The organism is Paenibacillus lacisediminis (assembly GCF_046567315.2).
Genome location: NZ_JBKIAX020000014.1, coordinates 35,806 through 60,047, shown reverse-complemented (window position 1 = coordinate 60,047; position 24,242 = coordinate 35,806). Strand labels below are relative to the sequence as shown.

Annotated in this window: 22 protein-coding genes; all 22 read right to left on the bottom strand. The window is 52.7% G+C overall.

The genetic code is table 11. The features are described from left to right. Positions 1 to 6: 6 nt before the first annotated feature. Positions 7 to 1,104 carry a transcription termination factor NusA gene (gene nusA, locus ACLD72_RS23155; RefSeq protein ID WP_411001700.1) on the bottom strand — a complete coding sequence of 366 codons (1,098 nt, stop codon included), beginning with the start codon at positions 1,102 to 1,104 and terminating at the stop codon, positions 7 to 9. A 62-nt stretch (positions 1,105 to 1,166) separates the two neighbouring features. Continuing rightward, positions 1,167 to 1,628 (bottom strand): ribosome maturation factor RimP, encoded by a 462-nt coding sequence (gene rimP / locus ACLD72_RS23150; protein ID WP_411001701.1) that lies wholly within the window; start codon positions 1,626 to 1,628, stop codon positions 1,167 to 1,169. Between the two features lie 466 nt (positions 1,629 to 2,094). Continuing rightward, a complete protein-coding gene (locus ACLD72_RS23145; protein WP_411001702.1) occupies positions 2,095 to 6,411 on the bottom strand; it encodes a PolC-type DNA polymerase III in 4,317 nt (1,438 codons plus the stop codon). Between the two features lie 143 nt (positions 6,412 to 6,554). Beyond that, positions 6,555 to 8,006: a proline--tRNA ligase gene (gene proS / locus ACLD72_RS23140; protein WP_411001703.1), complete on the bottom strand. Its 1,452-nt coding sequence runs from the start codon at positions 8,004 to 8,006 to the stop codon at positions 6,555 to 6,557. A 74-nt stretch (positions 8,007 to 8,080) separates the two neighbouring features. Beyond that, positions 8,081 to 9,355 (bottom strand): RIP metalloprotease RseP, encoded by a 1,275-nt coding sequence (gene rseP / locus ACLD72_RS23135; RefSeq protein ID WP_411001704.1) that lies wholly within the window; start codon positions 9,353 to 9,355, stop codon positions 8,081 to 8,083. Positions 9,356 to 9,505: 150 nt separating this feature from the next. After that, positions 9,506 to 10,645: a 1-deoxy-D-xylulose-5-phosphate reductoisomerase gene (locus ACLD72_RS23130; RefSeq protein ID WP_411001705.1), complete on the bottom strand. Its 1,140-nt coding sequence runs from the start codon at positions 10,643 to 10,645 to the stop codon at positions 9,506 to 9,508. Positions 10,646 to 11,133: 488 nt separating this feature from the next. Next, positions 11,134 to 11,931, bottom strand: a complete 798-nt coding sequence (locus ACLD72_RS23125) for a phosphatidate cytidylyltransferase (RefSeq protein ID WP_411001706.1) — start codon at positions 11,929 to 11,931, stop codon at positions 11,134 to 11,136. Between the two features lie 19 nt (positions 11,932 to 11,950). Continuing rightward, complete coding sequence (locus tag ACLD72_RS23120; protein WP_251588215.1) at positions 11,951 to 12,718, bottom strand: isoprenyl transferase; 768 nt, start codon at positions 12,716 to 12,718, stop codon at positions 11,951 to 11,953. 70 nt (positions 12,719 to 12,788) lie between these two features. Beyond that, a complete protein-coding gene (frr, locus tag ACLD72_RS23115; protein WP_251588216.1) occupies positions 12,789 to 13,343 on the bottom strand; it encodes a ribosome recycling factor in 555 nt (184 codons plus the stop codon). Beyond that, a complete protein-coding gene (gene pyrH, locus ACLD72_RS23110; RefSeq protein WP_411001707.1) occupies positions 13,343 to 14,071 on the bottom strand; it encodes a UMP kinase in 729 nt (242 codons plus the stop codon). The genes frr and pyrH overlap by 1 nt, the downstream gene beginning before the upstream one ends. A 130-nt stretch (positions 14,072 to 14,201) precedes the next feature. Next, a complete protein-coding gene (gene tsf / locus ACLD72_RS23105) occupies positions 14,202 to 14,852 on the bottom strand; it encodes a translation elongation factor Ts (protein WP_251588221.1) in 651 nt (216 codons plus the stop codon). A gap of 141 nt (positions 14,853 to 14,993) precedes the next feature. Beyond that, the gene (gene rpsB, locus ACLD72_RS23100) at positions 14,994 to 15,692 is read right to left on the bottom strand and encodes a 30S ribosomal protein S2 (RefSeq protein ID WP_411001708.1); all 699 of its coding nucleotides are present in this window, start codon (positions 15,690 to 15,692) and stop codon (positions 14,994 to 14,996) included. 424 nt (positions 15,693 to 16,116) lie between these two features. Continuing rightward, the gene (locus ACLD72_RS23095) at positions 16,117 to 16,719 is read right to left on the bottom strand and encodes a hypothetical protein (RefSeq protein ID WP_411001709.1); all 603 of its coding nucleotides are present in this window, start codon (positions 16,717 to 16,719) and stop codon (positions 16,117 to 16,119) included. Continuing rightward, positions 16,716 to 17,351: a hypothetical protein gene (locus ACLD72_RS23090; RefSeq protein ID WP_411001710.1), complete on the bottom strand. Its 636-nt coding sequence runs from the start codon at positions 17,349 to 17,351 to the stop codon at positions 16,716 to 16,718. The genes ACLD72_RS23095 and ACLD72_RS23090 overlap by 4 nt, the downstream gene beginning before the upstream one ends. Positions 17,352 to 17,442: 91 nt before the next feature. Continuing rightward, on the bottom strand, positions 17,443 to 17,772 hold the full coding sequence (locus ACLD72_RS23085) for a hypothetical protein (protein ID WP_411001711.1): 330 nt from the start codon (positions 17,770 to 17,772) through the stop codon (positions 17,443 to 17,445). A gap of 70 nt (positions 17,773 to 17,842) precedes the next feature. Next, entirely contained in the window at positions 17,843 to 19,252 is a 1,410-nt protein-coding gene (locus tag ACLD72_RS23080) for a DUF342 domain-containing protein (protein WP_397334048.1), read from the bottom strand. Between the two features lie 47 nt (positions 19,253 to 19,299). Then, positions 19,300 to 20,088, bottom strand: coding sequence for a FliA/WhiG family RNA polymerase sigma factor (locus tag ACLD72_RS23075; protein ID WP_411001712.1), 789 nt, complete (start codon positions 20,086 to 20,088; stop codon positions 19,300 to 19,302). A gap of 15 nt (positions 20,089 to 20,103) precedes the next feature. Continuing rightward, positions 20,104 to 20,526 carry a hypothetical protein gene (locus ACLD72_RS23070; protein ID WP_411001713.1) on the bottom strand — a complete coding sequence of 141 codons (423 nt, stop codon included), beginning with the start codon at positions 20,524 to 20,526 and terminating at the stop codon, positions 20,104 to 20,106. 2 nt (positions 20,527 to 20,528) lie between these two features. Further along, positions 20,529 to 21,026 (bottom strand): chemotaxis protein CheD, encoded by a 498-nt coding sequence (locus tag ACLD72_RS23065; RefSeq protein ID WP_411001714.1) that lies wholly within the window; start codon positions 21,024 to 21,026, stop codon positions 20,529 to 20,531. Further along, a complete protein-coding gene (locus ACLD72_RS23060; RefSeq protein ID WP_251588236.1) occupies positions 21,019 to 21,645 on the bottom strand; it encodes a chemotaxis protein CheC in 627 nt (208 codons plus the stop codon). Before ACLD72_RS23060 ends, ACLD72_RS23065 begins: the two co-directional genes overlap by 8 nt. Before the next feature lie 4 nt (positions 21,646 to 21,649). Next, a complete protein-coding gene (locus tag ACLD72_RS23055) occupies positions 21,650 to 22,111 on the bottom strand; it encodes a chemotaxis protein CheW (RefSeq protein ID WP_128633185.1) in 462 nt (153 codons plus the stop codon). A 29-nt stretch (positions 22,112 to 22,140) separates the two neighbouring features. Beyond that, entirely contained in the window at positions 22,141 to 24,225 is a 2,085-nt protein-coding gene (locus tag ACLD72_RS23050) for a chemotaxis protein CheW (protein ID WP_411001715.1), read from the bottom strand. Positions 24,226 to 24,242: the final 17 nt, after the last annotated feature.

Below are 24,242 nucleotides of genomic sequence, written 5' to 3'. Positions count from 1 at the left end.
CCCCGATCAATCTACGGAGATGGAATCCTGAGGCATTTCATCCTGATCGGTTCTTTCTCTTCCGAATTCCTCTTCCGCTTGGGTTTCGCTCTTAATATCGATTTTCCAACCGGTTAATTTGGCCGCCAGACGAGCGTTTTGGCCTTTGATGCCGATCGCCAGCGAAAGCTGGTAGTCCGGCACGATGACGCGCGCCATCTTCTCGGCCTCAAACACCTGGACCTCCAGCACTTTGGACGGGCTGAGCGCATTCGCCACATATTCCTCGATATTTTCCGAATAACGGACGATATCGATCTTCTCGCCGCGCAGCTCGTTTACGATCGTTTGCACCCGGGTGCCTTTTGGTCCTACACAGGAGCCGACCGGATCGACCTCGCTGTTGCGGGAATATACCGCGATTTTGGAACGGAATCCCGCTTCGCGCGCTACGGAACGGATTTCCACGACGCCGTCGAAAATTTCCGGCACCTCCAGCTCAAACAAGCGTTTCAGAAGGCCCGGATGTGTGCGGGACAACAAAATTTGCGGCCCCTTCGTTGTATTTTCCACCTTCGTAATGTATGCCTTGATGCGATCCCCGTGCTTGAACTTCTCGTTCGGCATCAGCTCGTTTAAGGGCAGATGCGCTTCGATCTTGCCGAGGTCGACATAAATGTTGCGCAGATCCTGGCGCTGCACGATGCCGGTGACGATATCCTCTTCCTTCTCGACAAAAGCGTTATAAATAAGTCCGCGCTCGGCTTCGCGAATCCTCTGGGTCACGACCTGCTTGGCGGTTTGCGCCGCAATGCGGCCGAAATCGCGAGGCGTAACTTCAATCTCGGTAATATCGTCAAGATGATAGTTCGCATTGATCTCGCGAGCGGCCGCAAGCGAAATTTCCGTGCGCGGATCAAGCACTTCTTCCACGACGAGTTTGCGGGCGTATACTTTAATCGCGCCAGTATGGCGGTTCATATCCACGCGAACGTTCTGCGCCGTATTGAAGTTCCGCTTGTAGCTGGAGATGAGCGCGGCTTCAATCGCTTCGAACAAAATATCTTTGCTGATTCCTTTTTCCCTTTCCAATTCATTCAAGGCTTCGATAAAATCCATACTCATTTGCCTCGAGTTCCCCCTTTCATAGTTCCCAGCATGTCACGCTTAACCAAATGTCTGCTCTTCTAGAAAATGATTGCCAACCTTGCGCTAGCTACTTTGCTGTATGGAATCGTGTGACTCTTCTTTCCGACTTCAACGACCAATTCGTCGTTCGCGAAGGAAAGAAGCCGGCCTTCAAACTCCTTCAGGCCGCCTACCGGTTCATATGTAGTAACAAAAACGTCTTTGCCGACGGCTCCCGCTACGTCCTCGGCTTTTTTAAGCGGACGTTCCGCCCCCGGCGAGGACACTTCCAGAAAATAAGCCGATGGAATCGGATCGTTCTCATCAAGCTTCTCGCTAAGGTATTCGCTGATCCGGCCGCAGTCATCGATGTCGATGCCGCCGTCTTTGTCGACGAATACGCGCAGGAACCAGTTGCTTCCTTCCTTGACGTACTCCACGTCAACCAATTCAAAGCCGTGTTCCTCCAGATAAGGCGTGACCATTTGCTCTACGGTCGCTTTGATCTTCGGTGTGCTCAAGCGTACATTCCCTCCATCACGTTCATTCCTGTATACCAAAGAGTAAAGAGTGGGTTTCCCCACTCTTTAAACAACGGTTCTATCTTCATGATTGCCAAAAAAATTATAACATAGTCCGCCAACAGTGACAAGTAAAACACCTTTACTACTAGAGGTAGTTCAAAAAGTCAGCTTTTGAAGATTTAAGAATGAATAGTCGCCCGAGCGTCTCTTCCTTAAATCGCAAGAAAAACTTCATCTTAGGGCGGTCTGTCTTCTTTGATTATTCATCGATAGAGTTTTTCTTATCACGAAGCAATTCATGAAGTGGATTCGACATCGAATCTTGAATTCAGCCGGGCCTTCCGTTGCTCACGTACCCAAAACGTACGCTCCGCTCCTGACGTCCCTAGCTTTATCCAACCTTCTCGGTGCTGAAAACCTGGTTTTTTGAACTTATATTTAAAACTTATTTTAAAACTCATACTTAAAATAGCGACAACTGGTTGCTTTCGGGGAGTCCGCGGAAGCAGCCCATGGTGCTGAGCAGCTCGACGATCGTTTTGCTCGCCTTCGACTTCTGCTGGAAGTCCTCGATCGACAGAAATTCGCCCTGTTCTTTGGCTGCCGCGATATTTTTGGCGGCGTTCTCCCCGATGCCGGCAAGCGCCGAAAACGGCGGAATCAGCGAATCGCCATCCACAGTGAACTTCGTCGCGTCGGAGCGGTACAAATCGATCGGTTTGAAATGGAAGCCGCGCGCGGTCATCTCCAGCGCCATTTCCAGAATCGAGAGCATCGCTTTCTCTTTGGGCAGCGCCTGGAAGCCCTTTTGCTCGATCTCCTCGATTTTGCGGTAGATCGCCTCGTATCCCTGACAGCAGAGCTCAATGTCGAAATCCTCGCCGCGCACCGAAAAATAAGTCGCATAAAATTCGATCGGATGATAGAGCTTGAAATAAGCGGTGCGTACCGCGGAAATGACGTATGCGGCGGCGTGGGCTTTCGGGAACATGTACTGGATCTTCAGGCAGGAATCGATGTACCACTGCGGTACTTTGCATTTCTTCATCTCTTCGATCCACTCCGGCGTCAGCCCTTTCCCTTTCCGCACGCTTTCCGTGATTTTGAAGGCAAGACCGGCGTCCATGCCCGCTTTGTAAATCAAAAACAGCATGATGTCATCGCGGCAACCGATCACCGTTTTGATGTTGCAGGTCCCGTTTTTGATCAAATCCTGCGCATTGCCGAGCCAAACACCCGTACCGTGCGACAACCCGGAAATTTGCAGCAGGTCGGCAAACGACGACGGCTGCGATTCCACCAGCATCTGCCGGACAAACTTCGTCCCCATTTCCGGAATGCCGTACGTAGCGACCGGCGTGCGGATCTGTTCCGGCGTCACCCCAAGCGAATCCGTCGAGTTGAAGATGCTCATCACCTTCGGATCGTTCATCGGGATCGTCGTCGGATCGATGCCCGTGAGATCCTGGAGCATCCGCATCATCGTCGGATCATCGTGTCCGAGAATATCGAGCTTGAGCAGGTTCGCGTCAAAAGCGTGATAATCGAAGTGCGTCGTTTTCCATTCCGCCTCGGTGTCGTCGGCCGGATACTGCACCGGAGTGATATCCTCCACCTCGATATAGTCCGGTACGACCACGATCCCGCCGGGATGCTGGCCCGTGCTGCGCTTAACGCCGGTACATCCCGCCGCGAGGCGGTTGAGCTCGGCCCCGCGCCAATGCTTGTGATGCTCTTCCTCGTATTTTTTGGTGAAGCCGTACGCCGTTTTCTCCGCTACAGTTCCGATCGTGCCGGCGCGGAACACGTTTTTCTCGCCGAACAGCACTTTCGTGTAGTTATGGGCATGCGGCTGATATTCCCCGGAAAAGTTAAGGTCGATATCGGGAACTTTGTCGCCCTTGAACCCGAGGAACGTTTCAAACGGGATGTCGTGGCCTTCGCCCTTCAGCGCCTGCCCGCAATTCGGACATGTCTTGTCCGGAAGGTCAAAACCGCTCGGCACACTGCCGTCCAGGAACCATTCGCTGTGCTTGCAGTCCGGGTTTTGGCATATATAATGCGCCGGCAGCGGGTTGACCTCGGAGATCCCGAGGAACATGGCGACGACCGACGAGCCGACGGACCCCCGGGAACCAACCAGATACCCGTCCTGGTTTGATTTTTTGACCAAACGTTCGGAGATCAGATAGTTCGCCGAGAACCCGTATTTGATGATCGGCTCTAGCTCTTTCTCCAGCCGCTTGACAACGACGTCCGGCAGTTCCTCGCCGTAAATCTTTTTGGCCGTGTCATAGCAGGTCTGGCGGATTTCCTCTTCCGCGCCTTCAATGATCGGCGTAAACAGTTTATCCGGGAACAGCTCGTATTCTTCAAATTCGTCAGCCAGCTTGGAAGTGTTGGCAACGACCACCTCGTAGGCCTTTTCCTGGCCAAGAAAAGCGAACTCCTCCAGCATTTCCTCCGTCGTCCGAAAATGCGCATCCGGCTTGCGTATATCTTTCAGCGGGCTAAACCCGGTAATACCGTGAATCGTGATGTCGCGGAAAAGCTTGTCCTTCGGATCGAGATAGTGCACATTGCCGGTAGCGACCACCGGCTTACCCTGCTTCATCCCGATGTCCACGATTTTGCGGATCGCCGTCTCCAGTTCGGTCACGCTGCCGACCAATCCTTTATCCACCAGATGCATATACATCGTTAGCGGCTGGATCTCGAGCAAATCGTAAAACTCGGCCACAGCTTCCGCTTCCTCCACCGATTTGTTGAGCACCGTCTCGAAAAATTCGCCTTTTTCGCAGCCGGACATGATCAGCAGCCCTTCGCGCATTTCCACCAGCTTTGATTTCGGAATGCAGGCAACCCGTTTGAAATACTCGGTGTGCGATTTGGACACGAGCTTAAACAGGTTTTTCTTGCCTGTAGCGTTGAGCGCGTAGATACCGCAATGAAACGGGCGCGTATTCGAAAGATCTTTGCCGACCTTATCGTTCAGCCGGTCCAGCGTTGTATACCCTTCGATCTTGATCGCATCTTCGAGCAGGCCGTTCAAAATTTCCCCGAGCGCCAGCGTATCGTCGATCGCCCGGTGATGATTTTCCAACGACACCTTGTATTTGGCGGCGAGCGTGTTCAAGCGGTGATTTTTAAGAGTCGGAAACAGCATGCGGGCCAGTTCCAACGTGTCGAGCACCGGGTTGTTCATCTGCGGCAGGCCCAGTTCTTTCAGCTTCGCATTGACGAAATCGACGTCAAACCGGGCGTTATGGGCCACCAGTACCGCGTCACCGGCAAACTCTATGAACCGCCGCAAGACGGGCTCCACATCCGGGGCGTCCCGAACCATATCGTCGTTGATGTTGGTGAGCTGCTGGATGTTGTACGGAATCCGTTCATGCGGGTTCACAAAGGTGGCGTACCGGTCGATTTCTTTGCCTTCCTGCATTTTGACGGCCGCAATTTCAATGATTTTGTTTTGGGTCACTGAAAGACCGGTGGTCTCGATGTCGAATACGATATATGTAGCGTTCTTCAAATCATCTCCCCGCGGATTCAGCACCACGGCGACATCATCATTCACCACATTGGCTTCGACGCCGTAAATCATTTTAATGCCGTTCTTTTTCGCCGCTTTCGCCGCGTCCGGATAACATTGCACCCCGCCGTGATCGGTGACGGCGATCGCTTTATGCCCCCATTTGGCGGCCATCTTTACGTAATCGCCGATTGGGGTGACGGCATCCATAGTGCTCATCGTCGTATGCAAATGGAATTCGACCCGCTTCTCCGGGGCGTTGTCCTTGCGTCCCGAAGGCCCCGTGATTTCCATCAGGTCTGAAGGAATCATCACCAGCTCGGGAATCTGCATAAAGCGGTCGAACTCCACTTTGCCGCGGGCTTTCACCCACTTGCCATTGGCCAGTTGACCCATCACCTTCAAATCTTCCTTGTTTTTTGCAAACAGTTTCATCGCCAGTGAATCGGTAAAATCCGTTAAATTGAACGTAAACAGCGTATTTCCGTTACGAAGTTCCTTGCGGTCCAGCCCGAAAATCGTCCCCTGAATCGTGATTTTCTTCTCTTCGTCCTGGATGTCCTGAAGCGGCACCGGCTGCTCCTTAATGTCGTATCCGATTTGCAGTTTGACGACTTCACCATCCACTTCTTCCGGCGGCGCTTCCACCGTCATACTTTCCATCATTTTCTGGATGACCTCGCGCTCTTCCTCCACGATCCGCTGTTGGAATTCCTCGAACGCTTCAGCGTTATTTTCGCCGGTTTGCAGCTTTACCCGCAGCTGCAGAGCAAAATAAGTTTCGTAAAACGTCACGATCGCGCGGTCGATATTTTTCTTGCGGGCCAGCTCCAGTGCGGTAGCATCGCCCAACGTCACGGTGACGAGATCGCTTTCCACCTCAAACCCGGCGCGCATCATCCATCCGTTGACGGATGGAACCTGGCGCTGCACCCACTCCAGGAACAACTTCCAGTACTCGCCTACAATTTCTTTGGAAGATACGTCCCCGCCGTATCTGAATTCAAAGGAAATTTGCGCGATGTGCTCCATTTTTTCCTTGATGCGAAGGCAAAAAGTGCGGTAGGCTTGAGTCGGCACCAACGTATCCTTCATTATCGTGATTTTCCATTCCTTATTGCTGCGGCTAACCTCAACCCGCTCGATATGGCCGTCGAGAAAATAGGGATCGATTAACGAGGCGGGAAGCTCCGCCTGCTTCATCAACAGCTCAAGCCGGTTTCTCTTTCCCTCAGTCTCCGTCATGTCTTCCTCCCCCATTTTAGTGCTGAGTGCAAAAAAACTCCCGGCGGGAAACCGGCAGGCAATGAACCTGCCCGACGCTTCACTGCCGAGAGCCCTCTGTTGGCTGCGAAAGTTTGCCCGCGCCCGAGGCATCGTTTCAAATTTTAATAGGCTCTGGCAAATACGACGGTATGCTTGGCTTGTTCCCCGCAAACAAGACAAGTGTGCTTCGTCTCTTTTGGTGCAAACGGAATGTTACGGCTGGTCGCGCCGGTTTCCTCTTTCACCTGGCGTTCACAAGCCTCCGAGCCGCACCAGCCGGCCAGTGTAAAGCCGCGTTTTTCTTCAATGCTTGCCTTCATTTCATCCAGTGTTTCCACGGAATAGAAATGCTCTTCGCGGTGGCTTAAGGCACGTTGGTACATTTCCTGATGCACCTGATCGAGCATCACCCGGACTTCTTCGACCAGATTGTCCTGCTGAACCACCTTTTTCTCGCCGCTGATTCGGGAGACAAGGACGCACACGCCGTTCTCCATATCCCGCGGTCCGATCTCCAGGCGTACCGGCACACCGCGCATTTCGTATTCGTTGAACTTCCAGCCCGGACGAAGATCGGAACGGTCGTCGATACCGACACGAATCCCGGCCTGCTTCAACCCGGCGAACAATTCGTCGGCTCTTCCCACCACCGCATCCCACGTTTTCGGCGGGCCGATCGGAATGATCATGACCTGCTTCGGCGCAATCTTCGGTGGCAGAACGAGGCCACGGTCATCGCCGTGAGCCATAATGAGCGAGCCGATCAGCCGCGTGCTTACTCCCCATGAGGTCGTATGCACATATTCCCGAACGTTTTCACGATTCAAATATTGAATATTAAAGGCCGATGCAAAGTTGGTTCCCAAATAATGGGAGGTTCCGGCTTGTACAGCGCGGCCGTCCTTCATCATCGCTTCGATGGAATACGTGTCCACCGCGCCGGCGAATTTCTCGGACGGCGTTTTTTGTCCGACAATGACAGGAATCGCCAAGTAGTTCTCGACAAAATCGCGGTAAATCTCCAGCATGCGCATCGTTTCTTCCCGCGCTTCCTGTTCGTTTTCATGGGCGGTATGGCCTTCCTGCCAAAGGAATTCGCTGGTGCGCAAGAACGGCAGCGTCCGTTTCTCCCAACGGACCACGTTGGCCCACTGGTTGATCAGCACCGGCAAATCGCGGTAGGATTGAATCCACTTCTCATACATGTGCCCGATCATCGTTTCCGAAGTCGGACGAATAGCGAGCCGCTCCTCCAATTTCTCGCCGGCGGCTTCGGTTACCCAAGGCAGCTCGGGGTTAAAGCCTTCGACATGCTCTTTCTCCTTCTGGAAGAAGCTCTCCGGAATGAACAGCGGAAAGTAAGCGTTGCGATGTCCCGTTTCCTTAAAACGGCGATCCAGTTCCTCCTGAATGTGCTCCCAAATTTCGTAACCGTCCGGTTTAAAAACGATACAGCCGCGCACCGGCGAGTAATCCATTAAATCCGCTTTTTTAATGACGTCGATATACCATCTGGAGAAATCTTCTCCCTGCGGGGTAATCTCCGTAACGAATTGCTTCTCCTCTTTTGCCATAAGAACCCTTGTCCTCCCGTTAAAAAACAACAATTTTTATTTCACCGCGTGATTCGCACGGTTCGGGCAACCGGTCAGCCGTGGAACAAACGCAATATATCATTATAGGTGACCGCGATCATCAGCAGGAACAGCATCGCAAAGCCGATAAAATGCACCATGCCTTCGCGGTTCGGATCGATCGGTTTGCCGCGCAATGCCTCGACTCCAAGGAACACGAGGCGGCTGCCATCCAACGCCGGAATCGGCAGCAGATTGAATATGCCAAGGTAAAGGCTCAGGATGGCCGCCCAATACGTAAGCTGGGCTAACCCTTGTTTGGCGATTTGCCCCGTCATTTCAAACGTGCGCACCGGCCCGCCCAGATCGTCCATGGAAAACTTGTTGATCAACTGCTTAAAGCCGAGAAAAATCCCCTCGGTCGTGGACACCATTTTCTGTCCGGCCACCTGGAACGTCTCGCCGAAGGAAGCGCTGCGGGTCGGGAAAACCGTCACGATCGTGCTGCCCACTTTTCCGTCTTCATTTTCGGCCCCGCTTGGTGTAATCGTAAAGCTCAGCGTTTCTTCGCCGCGTTTGACCGTCCATTCCATCGGTTTATTTTTGGAAGCTTGAATATTCTCGATCATTTTGTTCGCATCGGTGCCGACCGGTTGGCCGTTGATGGTCTCGATAATATCTCCAGGCTGAAGCCCAACTTCCGCCGCCGGCATCCCTTTCACAACTTCGCCAATTTGCAGATGGCTTGGCGATTCCAGCGGAATCCCCGCCATTTGCGTATGCAAAACAAACAAGACAAAGGCCAAAATAAAGTTCATAAAAGGCCCGGCGAAAATCGACAATGCCCGCTGCCCCACGGTCTTGCTGCCATACTGCCGATCCCTTGGTGCGATTTGCGTTTCTTTGCCTTTGGCAACCAGCATCGCCTGCGGATGAACGCGGTAAGACATCACCTCTCCATCCACATCCAGGCGAACCGCAAGATCGTCCTGCAAATCAGCGTGCTGCACCTCGCCGCGGATGACATTTTTGCGGCTGTCCAACCGGTCCAAATAAATCTTGCGAACGGTATCGCCATCCAGGCGCAGCGCGACGGTTTGTCCTTCGGCAATCTGGATCAGTTCGGGTTCCTCTCCCGCCATGCGGGCGTACCCGCCGAAAGGAAGCAGGCGCAAAGTAAACTGCGTCTCATCTCTTTTAAAGGAAAGCAGCTTCGGCCCGAATCCGATCGCGAATTCCCGCACCAGAATACCGGCGCGTTTCGCGAAGAAATAGTGCCCCCATTCGTGCACCGTGACGATGATGAAGAACATGAGCACCGTCAAAAATATGATTTTAAGCAATTCCAAGCGTAAGCATCCTCCTTTTGGCCACGGATCGTCCTAGGGCGTCTTCTTAGATTAACATTATTCTCCGATCAGGCACAAGAGAATACCGCCGCCGGACTTTTCCGGTGCAAATGAGGAATTTTATAGAGGTTCCGGCCAAGCAGGCGGGCTCTATAAAGATTCGGCCATGTTCCGGGCCCAGCGGTCGGCGGAGCGAATCTCTTCCAGATCCGGCTCCTCCTGAACGTCATGTTTGGACAACACCGTTTCAATAATCGTCTCAATCTGCAGAAACGAAATGTTTCCGCTCAGAAATCGGGCGACGGCCACTTCATTGGCAGCATTGTAAACACAAGTAGCTGTACCACCTATTTTACCACACTCGAAGGCCAGTCTTAAACAAGGGAACCGGGTATAGTCCATCTCCCGGAAATGCAGCTTGCCCACTTCCGCCAGGGACAGCCTTTTCGCTTCGGACTTCCAGCGGCCCGGATAGGAAAGCGCGTATTGGATCGGGACTCGCATATCCGGCGTGCCTAGTTGGGCGATCACGCTGCCGTCACGATATTCAACGAAGGAGTGGATAATGCTCTCCGGATGTAAGAGCACCCCGATCTGTTCGTAAGGAAGGCCAAACAGCCAATGCGCTTCGATGACCTCCAGTCCTTTGTTGACCATCGTGGCCGAATCGATCGTAACCTTGGCGCCCATGGACCAATTGGGGTGCTTCAGCGCATCCTTAACCGTGACGTTTTGCAGCTGATCGCGGGTTAAATCGCGGAACGATCCGCCGGAAGCCGTCAACGTAATTTGCTGCACCTCTTCGATTCGCTCTCCGTTCAGGCACTGAAAAATAGCGGAATGTTCGCTGTCTACCGGCAGCAGAGCGACGTCCTTGCGCTTAGCCGCTTCGGTGACTAGATGTCCCGCCGTTACCAGCGTTTCCTTGTTCGCCAACGCAATATGCTTTCCAGCCTCAATCGCGGCGATCGTTGCCGGCAGTCCGGCGCTGCCTACGATGGCGGTAACCACCGTCTCGGCTTCCGTCCCCGCGGCCACCTCGATCAGTCCCTGCTCCCCGTAATAAAGCTCCACGCCTTCCGGAAGCTGGGGACGCACCCGCTCGGCCAGCTCCTTCGTGGCCACCGAAGCTTTTTTCGGGCGGAACCGGTTTACCTGTTCGGCAAACAGCTCGATATTGCCCCCGGCCGCAAGCCCTTCGATTTCAAATTGCTCAGGATGCTGCCGAACGACATCCAGCGTTTGGGTACCGATCGATCCCGTCGATCCGATCAACGCTATTTTTTTCATATCGCACCTCTAAAAAATGGAGTAGAACTACCTCATTTCAATCAAAGTTTAAAAACCGAGCTTTCAGCACCGAAGCATATGCTTCCGATGTGCGTTTTTTCAAAACGCTTTAGGTCGGACGAAGCTAGGGACTGAGTAGCTCGGCATCGTCCCCATAAAATAGAGGAACTTTAGGGTCTTATTTTCCGAATTTGAGCCTATTCATCACCATAAGGGAACTTTTGGGTCTTATTTTTGATGAACAGGTCGAAAATGCTGCCTTTCGCCACTAGATCGTGAAAATACCGCCATAAAATTCCCCTATTTCACGCAACATGGGGGACATCGGCTGAAATAGCGCCCTTTTTTTCCTTTATGTTGTCACCCGGGATTTTCAATAGACTATTTTGCCGTTTTCTCAATTCTTCACTTGCCATCATACTGACGTTATTTCTCAGAATCGTCTACTCGTTCTTGCCTCGTGATCAAAGCTCGGTTTTTAAACTACCTTACGGGAGGAGAATAAGGATGTGTATGAATGGGAACACCACAATCCAACTGTCGCAACGGTCCAAAATCCCGCCATGGCCGGGCAGCAGCTTTCCCGTATCCTTAATCCCGTACGCACGTTTGTAGGCCGATTGGATCAAATCGCCGAATTGACCGACGACAGCGGCGGATATCCCTACCACCGCGGCTCGTCCGAAGCTTAACAAGCCGCCGGAAGCCATGGCAAAAATCACCGCTACGACCACCGCAAGCAAAACACCGCCAAGCGCCCCCTCGACCGTCTTGTTCGGGCTGATGGCGGGCCACAGCTTGCTCTTTCCAAACCGGCGGCCGGTGAAATAAGCTCCGGCGTCGCTGCTCCAGATCGAAGCCAGCAGCAGCAAGGTCCAAAACAGCCCGTGGCCGTCCGGCGTGCTGCGTGTCTCAGCGATCGAAGAAAACCCGATTCCAATGTAAACGACGCCCAGAAACAGCAGCGCGGCTTGACCGATCGGAACCCCGTTTTTGGAAATCACCGTCACCGCCAAAAACAGCAGCATAAGCAGCCAGAGGATCGCCAAGGTCGGAAGCGGCATGGGGATTTGCAAGAGAGTCCAAGGAAAACCCAGATACAAAACGCCCAAATATCCCAAAACGGCGGTTCCGCCAAACGGCGGCAGCCCGGTCATGCGGACGAATTCGTAGTAGCCGACCAGAGCCATTATTAAGATGAGTACATGATAGGTTAGTCCGCCCAGCCAGCACATGCCCAGAAAAAAGCCGCCGGCAACGATTCCTGTAATCAACCGCTGTCTCAAGAGTTCACACCTTCCATCGCTAGCTTAATCCACCGTAACGCCGCGTTCGCCGCTGATATTCGGCCACCGCCTCGATCAAATGCTCCTGCTGGAATTCCGGCCAATAAATATCCGTAAACCATAGCTCACTATATGCCGTTTGCCAAAGCATGAAATTGCTGAGCCGCAGTTCTCCGCCGGTCCGGATGAGCAAATCCGGGTCCGGCAGCCCGGCCGAAAGCAAATGTTCTTCAAGCGAATCGGGGGTAATATCTTCTATAGGCAGTTCCCCGCTTTGCACCTTCCTGGCAACGGCCTTGACGCTCTCGGCCATCTCGCGGCGGCTGCCGTAATTCAGGGCAAAATTCAAAATGAGTCCGGTATTGTGTTTCGTACGCTCAGTCGCTTCTTCCATGGCGGCTAATGTATGGGGAGGCAACATGTCCGTATAGCCCATCATTCGCACCTGGACATTTTTTTCAATCAGCTCGCCAAGCTCAATCGCCAAAAATTCCTGCGGAAGCGACATCAGAAAATCGACTTCATCCTTCGGCCGTTTCCAATTTTCCGTCGAGAAAGCATACAGCGTTAAAACGGAAATGCCAAGTTCGTCAGCCGCAATCGTCGCTCGCTTGACGGCTTTCATACCTGTACGATGTCCGACGATTCGCGGCAGACCAAGCCTGCGCGCCCAACGTCCGTTGCCGTCCATAATGATGGCCACATGCTTTGGAATGTTGTCAGGAGATAAAACAGCAGGTGCTGGACGTTGCTTTTTTTTCCACCAGGGTTGAAATAACTTGATCATTCCTTTTCCTCCAGCCGATGATGAAAAAGAGACAAACCCCACCGTAAAAGGAGGGGCCGCTTATCGTCTCTTAAACTTCCATAATCTCTTTCTCTTTCGCAGCAAGAACCTTATCTACTTCCGCGATGTATTTGTCCGTCGTTTTCTGAATATCCTCTTGATGCCGGCGCGACTCGTCTTCCGATATGTCCGTTTTCTCCAGCTTCTTGATCTCGTCGTTGGCATCGCGGCGAATGTTACGGATGGCGACTTTCGCCTCTTCTCCATGCTTCTTCGTCATCTTCACGAGTTCAACGCGGCGTTCCTCCGTTAACGGCGGAATCGTTAACCGGATGGACGATCCGTCATTCGCCGGGGTCAACCCGAGATCGGACTTCTGGATCGCACGTTCGATATCGGACAGCGACGATTTGTCCCAAGGCTGAATCAATAGCGTCCGGGAATCCGGCGTATTGATGTTGGCCAACTGATTGACCGGAGTCGGCGCTCCGTAATACTCCACTTGAATGCGATCCAAAAGCGATGGGGCCGCTCTTCCCGCACGCAGCGTAGCAAGATCTCTTTTCAGCGCCTGAATTGCTTTGTCCATACGTTCTTCGGCATGCTTTTTAACCGACTGAGGCACTACTCAACACTCCCTTTAACGATCGTCCCGATTTTTTCACCGAGCACGACGCGCTTAATGTTTCCTTGTTCCGTAATAGCAAACACGATCAGCGGAATGTCATTATCCATACACAGCGATGAAGCCGTGGAGTCCATAACACCTAGGTTTTTATTCAGCACATCCAAATAAGTGAGCGATTCGTACTTCACCGCATTTGGATCGACAAACGGATCGGCGGAATAAACGCCGTCCACTTTATTTTTCGCCATAAGGATAACTTCGGCTTCGATTTCGGCGGCGCGCAGCGCAGCGGTCGTGTCCGTGGAGAAAAACGGATTGCCCGTGCCGGCCGCAAAGATGACGACCCGGCCTTTCTCCAAATGACGGATAGCGCGGCGCCGGATATAAGGTTCGGCGATTTGCTGCATCGCGATGGACGTTTGCACCCGGGTCGGAACCCCGATCTGCTCCAGCGCGTCCTGCAGGGCCAGGGAGTTCATCACGGTCGCGAGCATGCCCATGTAATCGGCCGTAGCCCGGTCAATGCCCTTGGCGCTTCCGGCAATCCCGCGCCAAATATTGCCCCCGCCGCAAACGATCGCTACCTGAACGCCCAGTTCCACCACTTCCCTGACCTGTTCGGCGATGGATGTAATGGTGTCCGCGTCGATACCGTACCCGTTTTGACCGGCAAGCGACTCTCCACTGACCTTTAAGACAACACGTTTAAACACTGGCTGTTCCAAATGTATACCTCCACATCGAACTCATTCGCGACAAACAGTAAAGAAAAACGTCTATTCACGGACTGTGATCTTAAAAAAGAAGGAACACGGCGTGTTCCAACTTTCCTTGCGTTTATGTTTGGCCTTTAGATTATTTATTTACTTGGGACATTACTTCTTCTACGAAGTTATCCACTTTCTTCTCCATACCTTCGCCAAGCTCATAACGAACGAAGCGGCGGACGGAAATGTTTTCGCCGATCGTGCTGATTTTTTCGCTAACCAGTTGGGAGATCGTTTTGTCCGGGTCTTTAACAAAAGCTTGCTCCAGCAAACAGAACTCTTCGAAATATTTGCCGATGCGGCCTTCCACCATTTTTTCCACGATTTTTTCCGGTTTGCCTTCGTTAAGGGCTTGTGCCTTTAAAATTTCCTTTTCCTTTTCGATTTCTTCCTGCGGCACTTCTTCGCGGCGAACGTAACGCGGGCTCATCGCAGCGATATGCATGGCGATATCACGGGCGAAATCTTTAAATTGATCCGTCTTGGCAACGAAGTCGGTTTCGCAGTTGATTTCCACCAGAACCCCGATCCGTCCGCCGGCGTGTATGTAAGACTCAACCACGCCTTCCGTAGCGATGCGGCCAGCTTTATTGGCGGCAGCGGCAAGACCTTTTTCACGAAGCAATTCAATCGCTTTCGTCAGATCACCGCCGGCTTCTTCCAGCGCTTTTTTACAATCGAGCATCCCTGCGCCCGTTTTTTCACGTAGTTCTTTAACCGTTTTAGCGTCAACAGCCATTGTTTAATTCCCTCCGTTATTGTTATAAAAATCAAAAGCCGATTTTTAAACTTCCTCTTTAAAAAAAGGGTAGTGAGAGGTTTGACACCTACCAACCACCCTTTTCATTTAGTTTATCGTATGTTGTGAGCAACCAGCCGCTTACGCCGTTGTTTGCTCGCCTTGGTTAGCTTCGATCACGGCATCCGCCATTTTGCTGGTCAACAGTTTAACCGCGCGGATCGCGTCGTCGTTGCCCGGAATGACGTAGTCGATTTCGTCCGGATCGCAGTTCGTATCAACGATACCTACGATCGGGATGCCAAGTTTGCGGGCTTCCGCTACCGCAATGCGCTCTTTGCGAGGGTCGATGACGAACAAAGCGCTTGGCAGACCTTTCATGTTCTTGATCCCGCCGAGGAATTTCTCCAGACGATCTTTCTCCTTGCGAAGAATGATAACTTCTTTCTTCGGCAATACGGTGAACGTGCCGTCTTCCTCCCAAGTTTCCAATTGTTTCAAACGGTCGATCCGTTTTTGAATCGTTTGGAAGTTGGTCAACGTACCGCCCAGCCAACGTTGGTTAATGTAGAATTGGCCAGCGCGTTCCGCTTCTTCTTTCACGGAATCTTGAGCTTGTTTTTTCGTGCCTACGAACAGAATGGTTCCGTTCTCTTCGGCAATGCTTTTCACGAAATTGTAAGCTTCTTCGACTTTCTTGACCGTTTTTTGCAGGTCAATAATGTAAATGCCATTTCTTTCGGTGAAGATATAACGATCCATTTTCGGGTTCCAGCGACGAGTCTGGTGACCGAAGTGAACGCCTGCTTCAAGCAGTTGTTTCATGGAGATTACTGCCATCTTCACGCACCTCCTAAGTTTGGTTTTTTTGATGCTTCCTCCGCAGGTTTCATTTCCCGACAAGACTCCCTTGCTTAAAGAGGTAGTTCAAAAAGTCCGCTTTTGATCACGAAGCAGGTCAAGAAGCGGATTCGACGTCGAATCTTGAATTCAGCCGGGCCTTCCGGTGCTCACGTACCCAAAACGTACGCTCCGCTCCTCATTCCCTAGCTTCATCCAACCTTCTCGGTGCTGAAAACCAACCTTTTTGAACATTTTATTAAGAGAGCACCCATGTCGAAATCAACCTGCGTGCGTTATAACACCGTCATTTAATATACCATATGTGGAAATCGGATGCAACCGAAGTTTCCCGTATTTTCGCCCTTCGGAAACGAAGCACGCGAAAAGGCGCCTTGCGGCGCCTTTTTCGAATTAGCCCGGTTTATTTCCCCGAAGCCTTTGGCGAAATTTTAGCAATAATCGAGTCGTAATCTTCACTTTCGCTAAAGGTATAGGTTCCGGTACGAATTTTGTTGTTGATTTTTTTCGCTTTGGCCGCCTTCAAAAAAGCTTCCTTGTCCGTAATCACGCCGGCCTTATATAAGCCTTCCGCCACGCCGGCAAGCGTGCTGCCGTATGCGATTTTGTATTCGACGGAAACGGCGGGTTTTGCCGGCTTTGCGGGCGTTTGCGGCTTCTCCGCTTCCGCGCTTGCCGCCGGCTTGTTTTCTGCCGGGCTTGGCTTGGCCGGTACGGCCGGAGCTTTCGGAGCATCGGGAGCCTTGGTTGACGCCGGAACTTCCGGCTCCGCTCCTTCTCCCCCATCCTCCTGGCTGTTGCCGGCTTTCTCCTGCCACTGTTCTTCGGTCAGCAGCTCTTCATCCGCAGCGACGACTTTCAGGCCTAGTTGTTCGGCGGCTTGCTTCACCTGCTCGGCCGTATAAAGCTTGCCGCCACCTTGCCCAAAAATCATCAACTGCAAGAGGAGCGCTCCGGCAATCAGTCCGCAGCCAAGCCCCAGCATAAAATGACGGTTTTTGATCATCGGGACTCCTCCTTCTTGGCCAGCTGCAGGATTAGCTGCACCTCGCCCCGCTGAAGTCCCGTCGATTTCGCGATCATATCGATCGATTTTCCTTTTTCATATAAATCAAACAGTTCCGGATACCGGCTGCGCACATGATCGGTGTTATCTTCCGTTTCGGGCACCTCGGGCACCGGTTCGGCGATGGGTTCGACAGCCAAAAGTGCGGCCAAGTCGGACGCTTGTCCGGAAACGGCTGCATTTGCTGGACCCAGGCTTGCTTCCGCCGCGGCCGCAGCCGGGACGGAAGCGGGAGCAGCGTTCTCCAACGCGGAAGCCGCCAAGCTTTCCAAGCGCGATTCGCTCTGCCGGGCCAAAAACTCCACGTCGCTAAGCCGTTTGCGCAGCTCGGCGATCTGCTCCTGCTGGGCCAGTTGTTTGGAGGCAAACTCCTGCTTCATCTGGGACACCAAATCGATAAGCTCCTGATTTTCTCTTTCGATTTCCGACATGTATTGTTCCAGCGTGGCTTCCATCTCTTTCGCCGCATCGTTCTTCGGGCTCGAGGCTTGGCGTCCCGGCAAAAGCAGGGCGTAAACAAGCGCCGCCGCCCCCAGAAGTACAACATAGAACCAGGGGTCTCCAAATGACAATGTAATCCTCACCTTTTTTGCTGTTGAATTGAAGTGCCAAACTTAAGGTCCGCTTGCATCCTCCCCTGATCCATGAGGTGAAATCCCCGATTTACAGAGAGAAATCGATGTGCCGCCCTTTGTATGGATGCTCGGCCAATTGTTCCGGCTTCGGCTCCTGCTCGTCCGGTTTGCCGCCGGACCCGCGTTCCGGTTCCTGTTCCTCACTGAAGGAACCATTTCCTTCCCGCCTTACGTTCTTATTACGGTTGCTCTCATCCACCCCAGCACTCCGCTGGCGCTCTGCTTCGCCGGTTTTAACGGCTTGCATCGAAAGCAGACTTTGATCGAGAAGAGGGCGATGCTGCTGATCATGCTGAACGCGCCCCGCTTCGCTGGTACGCGGGACCGCGATTTGCAATTCCACGGGTTTCATATTCATGGGATCACCTCATCCGAAATGAAGTAAAAAACTTCGATAAGATCCAGGTAGTCCTCCTCAAGAGCCGTTTCTAGATGTAAGCCGACATGGAAATATCCCCTTCGCTGTAGTAAAAAGACATGCGCGAAATAGGCTCTTTGATATATTTCGTATAACGGCCAATCACGATTTTGGAACCGCCGTAAATCATTTTTAATACGTCAACACGGGCCTTGCCGGTATCCTCCAACGCTTTTTCGATCGCCAGCATGCGTTCTTTCATTAGATCCAATTCCTGCATATTCGATTTTCTCGTCAAATTCAGCTTGGAACGCATCGCCACCTTATCCGGCGTCAGTTTGCCCAGCGATGCGAGCTGATCCAAAAGTGTCAGCGCTTTCTCGGATTTGTCAAGATTCGCCAGTTGCTCCTTAACCTGCTGGCGCAATTCCTGAAGCTCGTTGCGCAATTCCGGCAACGCGCCCACCTCGATCGAGGTTGTCGTCGACATCGGGTTGCCGATGATCCGGGCAATCACTTTTTCCCCGGCCTGAATGCTGCCGCCGACGATAAGCCCTTTTGCCCCGCTGCACAAGACGTCGCGCCCGGCGCGGATATTGGAGTGCATAATGCTCTGGGATACGCTGACATCCTCACCTGCCTGGACGTTCCCGTCCTGAATAAACGAGCTTTTCACGTTTTGGCCGGCTTTGACCAAGCCTTTGTTATAACCGATGATCCCGCCGCTGATTTCGATAGATCCGTCAGCATACAGCTCCGCCCCTTCAACCCCGCCAACAACGCGAATGTCCCCGGCCGCACTGATCCTAAAACCGGTCAGTACATTACCGCGGACAACGACTGTTCCTACGAAATCGATATTGCCGATGCTGTAATCGACGTCCCCATTGATCTCATATACCGGGAAGACGTTCAACTTCCCCTTCTCGGTGAGCGTCACCAAACCGTCAATCGCCGCATACAGAGCGGTCTGCTCCGGGTTCAGCACAACGTTCTTCCCGACTTTAAAGCGGGCGGCTTTCCCCTCTTTGCAGGGAATCGTTTCCCCGGTCACGGCCGTTCCCGGGCGTCCGGGCACAGGAGGGACAAGTTCGGCGATAATTTGGCCTTTACGGATATTGTTCAGTCTCGTAATATCCTTCAAGTCCACTTTGCCGTCTTCGGTTTCCGCCGGTTGATGGCGATTGTCGTCATCGAGGGAAATCGCGTAGCGGATTGAACCGTCTTTCCCATGCACCGGCTCCTGTCCAATGGCTATCGGCGTTCTACTGAAGAAGTACTCCTGCGGATTGGACGCAAAACGTCCGACAATGTCTTCCTGAATCCCGAATTTCAGTCCTTCGCTATGTAGTAATTGACGCAGCGCGTCCTCCGTACAGGAAAATTCGTCTTCCTTCTTTAAAAACTGCAGGTAGGCTACCGTCTTGTCATCATTTAACGTGACACTTAAGATCTGCCTTAAATCGTCCATAAGCTCCAAGAAGCCGTTCCTCCTCTCTTCCGTTTCGCTCGTTCATGATTTACCCGTCAGTCTTCGCACATCAGCAAATCCCGCTGTTTCTCCAGACTGCCGCGTAGCCGTAAAATCGCTTTAGAGTGAAGCTGGGAAATGCGCGACGGCGAAAGCGACATCACTTCCGCGATTTCGCTTAATGATAAATCTTCATAATAGAGCAGGGAGACGACCGTTCTTTCCTTTTCGGTCAATTTTTCGATTCCTTTTGCCAATGAATCCCTTAAATAAAACTCCCTAACTTTATAATCCGGGTTTTTTGCTTTTTCGTCAACGAGTAATGTGAGACGAGTTTCCGATTCTTCTTCGCGAATCGGGTCCTCGAGGGAACAAAGCGTCATCACGGCGACTTCTTGGAGCATGCTCTGAAACTCTTTCTCGCTGATGTTCATGTAGGCGCTCATCTCCGCGTCCGTCACGGAGCGGAGATATTGCTGCTCCAAATGCTGATAGCCCTCTTCGATTTTTTTGGCTTTCTCTCTCACGGAACGGGGAACCCAATCCCCCTGCCGGAGGCCGTCCAGAATCGCTCCTCGTACCCGCCAGGATGCATAGGTTTCGAATTGAAGACCACGTTTGTAGTCGAATTTTTCGACCGCATCGATCAGCCCCATCACCCCGTTGCTGGCTAAATCATCTTTGGAAACGTTCTTGGGAAGGCCAACGGCGAGACGTCCCGAAACGTAGTCGACAATATGCAGATACTTTTCGATAAGCTGTTTCTTGGCCTCCAAATCGCCGTGCTCTTTCCATCTTTCCCAAACCTCGGCATAATTCAGAGTGGATGTCTTCCGCTCGTTCAATTGCCTTCACCCTCCTTATTTTTCTGTCAGGTGACGAACGACCTTAGCCAGCTCTTCAGGATCTTTGTCGTCAGGTGTTTTTGCGAGTTTCGGTGGATTCAGCGGCGTAAAATCCGTGACTTCGCCTGGCGAATCTGAGGACGGCTTCAGCAGTTCATTTAGCTGCTCGCTTTCGTCCGGTGTCGTCAGGTCGAGATTGCCCCCTTTACCCTCCTCCGAAAGCATAGCCTCCTGCGGCTCGGCCGTTTCGTTTTCCGGAATTTCCTTCAGAAACCCGAACATCCAGCTGGCCGCAAAGGCAAGTCCAAACCAGACGGCAAAGGCGATGAGTCCCCGAATAAAGCTGGTCATAAACAAATTGTTCCCCGCCGATACCGCAAATGTAATTAGAAAACCGATAAAGCCCAACAACCAGTAATATCGCGTTTTTCCAGCCATGGCTACAATTCCTTTATCCCCATTTGTACACTTCGCACATAAAGAATCCCCGTTTCATTGTCCAGCTCGATGGTCCGGCCGTAATTTCCTCCGGTATCTTCCGCCAACAAGGGAATTTTCAATTCCTTCAGCTTCATTTTGCAAGATTCCGCGTTTCTCGGACCGATTCGCATCGAATCTCCGCTCCCCCCAAATGAAAACATCTGCGATCCGCCGGCCATTTTGGCCACCAGCCGGGATGGAGAAGCCCCGAGATCCATTAGTTTCTGGTACAGTGCCGGAATGGCCGTATCCGCATATTTTGCGATGTTCAAGGATCCTTCCCGCGCGATCTCCGAAGAGGGCAGCATGACATGCGCCAAACCGGCCACTTTCAATTGCGGATCATATAGCGTAAGCCCAACGCAGGAGCCTAGCCCAGTCGTACGAATCAATCCCTGCTGTGTTATGACGTTCAACTCGGCCATGCCCACTTTTACAACGCGCTGTTCATCAATCATGCTGGGCCGGTACTCCCAACGCAGTGAAAATTTTGGCGAATGACTCCGGGTCGGGAATCAGGAAAAACTGTCCCTCTACCTCATGATGTCCCTCGATAAACGTAGTATCGATCAGCAGGGCGGAGTCTCCCATTTCACCAAATTGCAGGAGTCCGTAACTCAGGATCGCTCCCGCCATATCCAGCGCCAGCGCAGGTACCGTAGGCGCCATCGACAGCGACGTAAAATCGGCCAGCGAGGACAAATAGGAGCCCGCCAAAATGTTGCCGATTTCCGAAAGCGCGGACCATTCCATTTCCGAAAAGCTCTCCTCGCTTTCCACGTCAATCCCCGCAAGGCGATGCAGCAACTTTTTGGCCGCTTCCGGGCTTAAAATGAAAAACAGATTTCCCGGAGCCTCGCCCTCCACGCGGAAAAACACCGCAAGCACGATATTTTCGGCGCCGCCGACGCGTTCGGCAACCGCTTCGAAAGGCAGCATCTGCACCTTCGGCACCGCCATATCGATCGGCTTGTCCAGCAGCTTCGACAGCGCGGTCGCCGCGTTGCCCGCCCCGATGTTGCCGACTTCTTTTAAAATGTCAAGCTTCAAATCCTCAAAGTCTTTAAAGAGCTCCACGGTCTTAATCCTCTAAACTTTCCAGCTGGATGATTTCTTTCCGGCTAAGCACTTCGGAAAGGTTTAGCATCACGAGCAAACGCTCCTCGGATATTTTGGCCACTCCGTCCAGGTATTTGGCTTTGACTCCGCCAACGACATCCGGCGGCGAATCGATCAAATCGGAATCCAAATCGACAACATCGTTGGCGGAATCGACGATAAAGCCGACCTCCAACTCATTCGCCGCAACGATAATGATCCGGGTCTGATCGGTATACTCCGTTTCCGGCAGACCGAAACGGCCGCGAAGATCGATGACGGGGATGACAACACCTCGCAGGTTAATAACCCCTTTAACGAAGGAAAACGTCTTAGGCACACGTGTGATCGGCATCATCCGCTCGATCGTTTGCACTTTATCCACTTCGATGCCATATTCCTCATGACCCAACTTAAAAACGATGACTTTTAATTCCTGTCCCATGTGGAAATCCCTCCTTATTGATTCGAACCTTATTTAATGAATGCGTTTGGATCAATGATTAACGCCACTTGCCCGTCTCCCAAAATGGTGGCCCCGGCCACGCCCTGGATCGAAGGGAGATATTTGCCCAGGTTTTTGATGACGATTTCGCTTTGTCCGATAAAATCCTCTACCGCAAACGCGGCCAACCGGTCGCCTTTGCGGATGACCACAATCTCCGTCTCTTCCTCTTCACTTTCCGAAAAGCCGGGAATGTCAAACAATTGGGCGAGTGACATCAGCGGAATATGCGTGTCCCGATATGGAATCATCGTGTAGCCGTGCACCTCGCGAACCTGCTCCCGCTTGATCAGTCCGGTTTCGACGATGGAGGAGAGCGGAATCGCGTATTTCTCCGCCCCGACTTTGATCAGCATCGCGGATATGATCGACAAGGTTAGCGGCATCTGAACCGAAAATTTGGTTCCGGCGCCAAGTTTGGATTGTACCGAAACGACCCCGCTGAGCGATTCGATTTTAGATCTGACGACATCGAGGCCGACGCCGCGTCCGGAAATGTCGGAAATCACTTCCGCCGTGCTGAAGCCCGGAGCGAACAACAGCATGTACACCTGTTCATCGGTCATGGAGGCCGCTTCGCTCTCCTTGACGACCCCGTTCTTGAGCGCTTTTTTCAGCACCTTGTCGCGGTCGATGCCGTGTCCGTCATCTTCGATTTCGATAAACACGTGGTTGCCGCTGTGGAAAGCGCGCAGGTTGACCGTTCCCATCTCCGGTTTGCCGGCAGCCACCCGTTCGGCCACCGACTCGACCCCGTGGTCGACGGCGTTCCGCAGCAGATGGACGAGCGGATCGCCGATTTCATCAATCACGGTCCGGTCAAGCTCTGTTTCGGCCCCCACGATGACGAGATCGATTTTTTTGTCGAGCGATTTGGCCAGGTCGCGGACCATCCGCGGAAACCGGTTAAATACGGTATCGATCGGCACCATCCGCAGCTTCAGCACGATATTTTGCAAATCGCTGCCGACCCGGCTCATATGCTCCACCGTTTCCGTCAAATCGCCGCGTTTTACTTCATTCGCCAACTGTTCCAGACGGGAGCGGTCGATCAGCAGCTCGCTGAGCAGGTTCATGAGCACGTCCAAACGGTCGATATCAACGCGGATCGTCCGCGACGGAGCCGGAGTGCCGCCGCCGGCGCGAGCTCCGCTTTTATGTTCCCCTTGCTGCGCCGGAGTTTTGGCTGCAGGCGCGGGATTGGCTGCTTTTGTCTCCGGAGCCGGTGCCGGCGCGGCCGCTGCGGCTGCCGCCGTTTCCTTGGTGCCGGCCGCAAGCTGGGCGAGCGTCTCATGATCCAATGCCGCAACCTGAGCCGAACCGATCTCCGAGAGATTCAAAATCATGCTTTCAATTTCAGCAGCCTCTTTCTGCGTTATGTAATAAAGCGAGAAACTGCGGTCAAACTTCTCTTGTTCAATATCCTGAACCGAAGGGTACGCCTTCACGATTTCCCCGAAGCGTTCCAGCAGGTCGAACACCATATAAGCTCGTGCCGCCTTCAACTGGCTGTCCTCGTGAATCGCGACCTCGACATAAAGCACCCGATGCCCCTCGGCGATCGATTGCTCCAGGACGGAATATTGATATTGGTCTAATTGGACCGCACCGGCTCCCGATGCTCCTTGAGCTTCCGCCGCCGGTTTGCCGTCCGCGCCGCCGCCCTGTCCAAAATCGCCGCGTACGATCGACTGCAGATCGGCCACGATCGAAGTGACATCGGCTTTCCCTTCTCCCCCTTGGGTGATGTCCTCAACCATCGACTGCAAAGCATCGAGGCCGCGGAACAGCGTATCGAAAATGAATTCCTGCATCTTCAGCTTCTCGTTGCGAACCAAATCGAGCACGTTTTCCATTTGGTGAGTGAGGGATGACAGATCCTCGAACCCCATCGTTGCCGCCATCCCTTTTAAGGTATGCGCTGACCGGAAAATGACCTGGACGATGCTGATATCGTCCGGGGTGCTTTCCAACTCAAGCATCTTTTCGTTCAGTGATTGCAAATGATCGTTCGACTCATCGATAAACATGGATAAATATTGATTCATGTCCATGGTGAGGCACCTCCTCC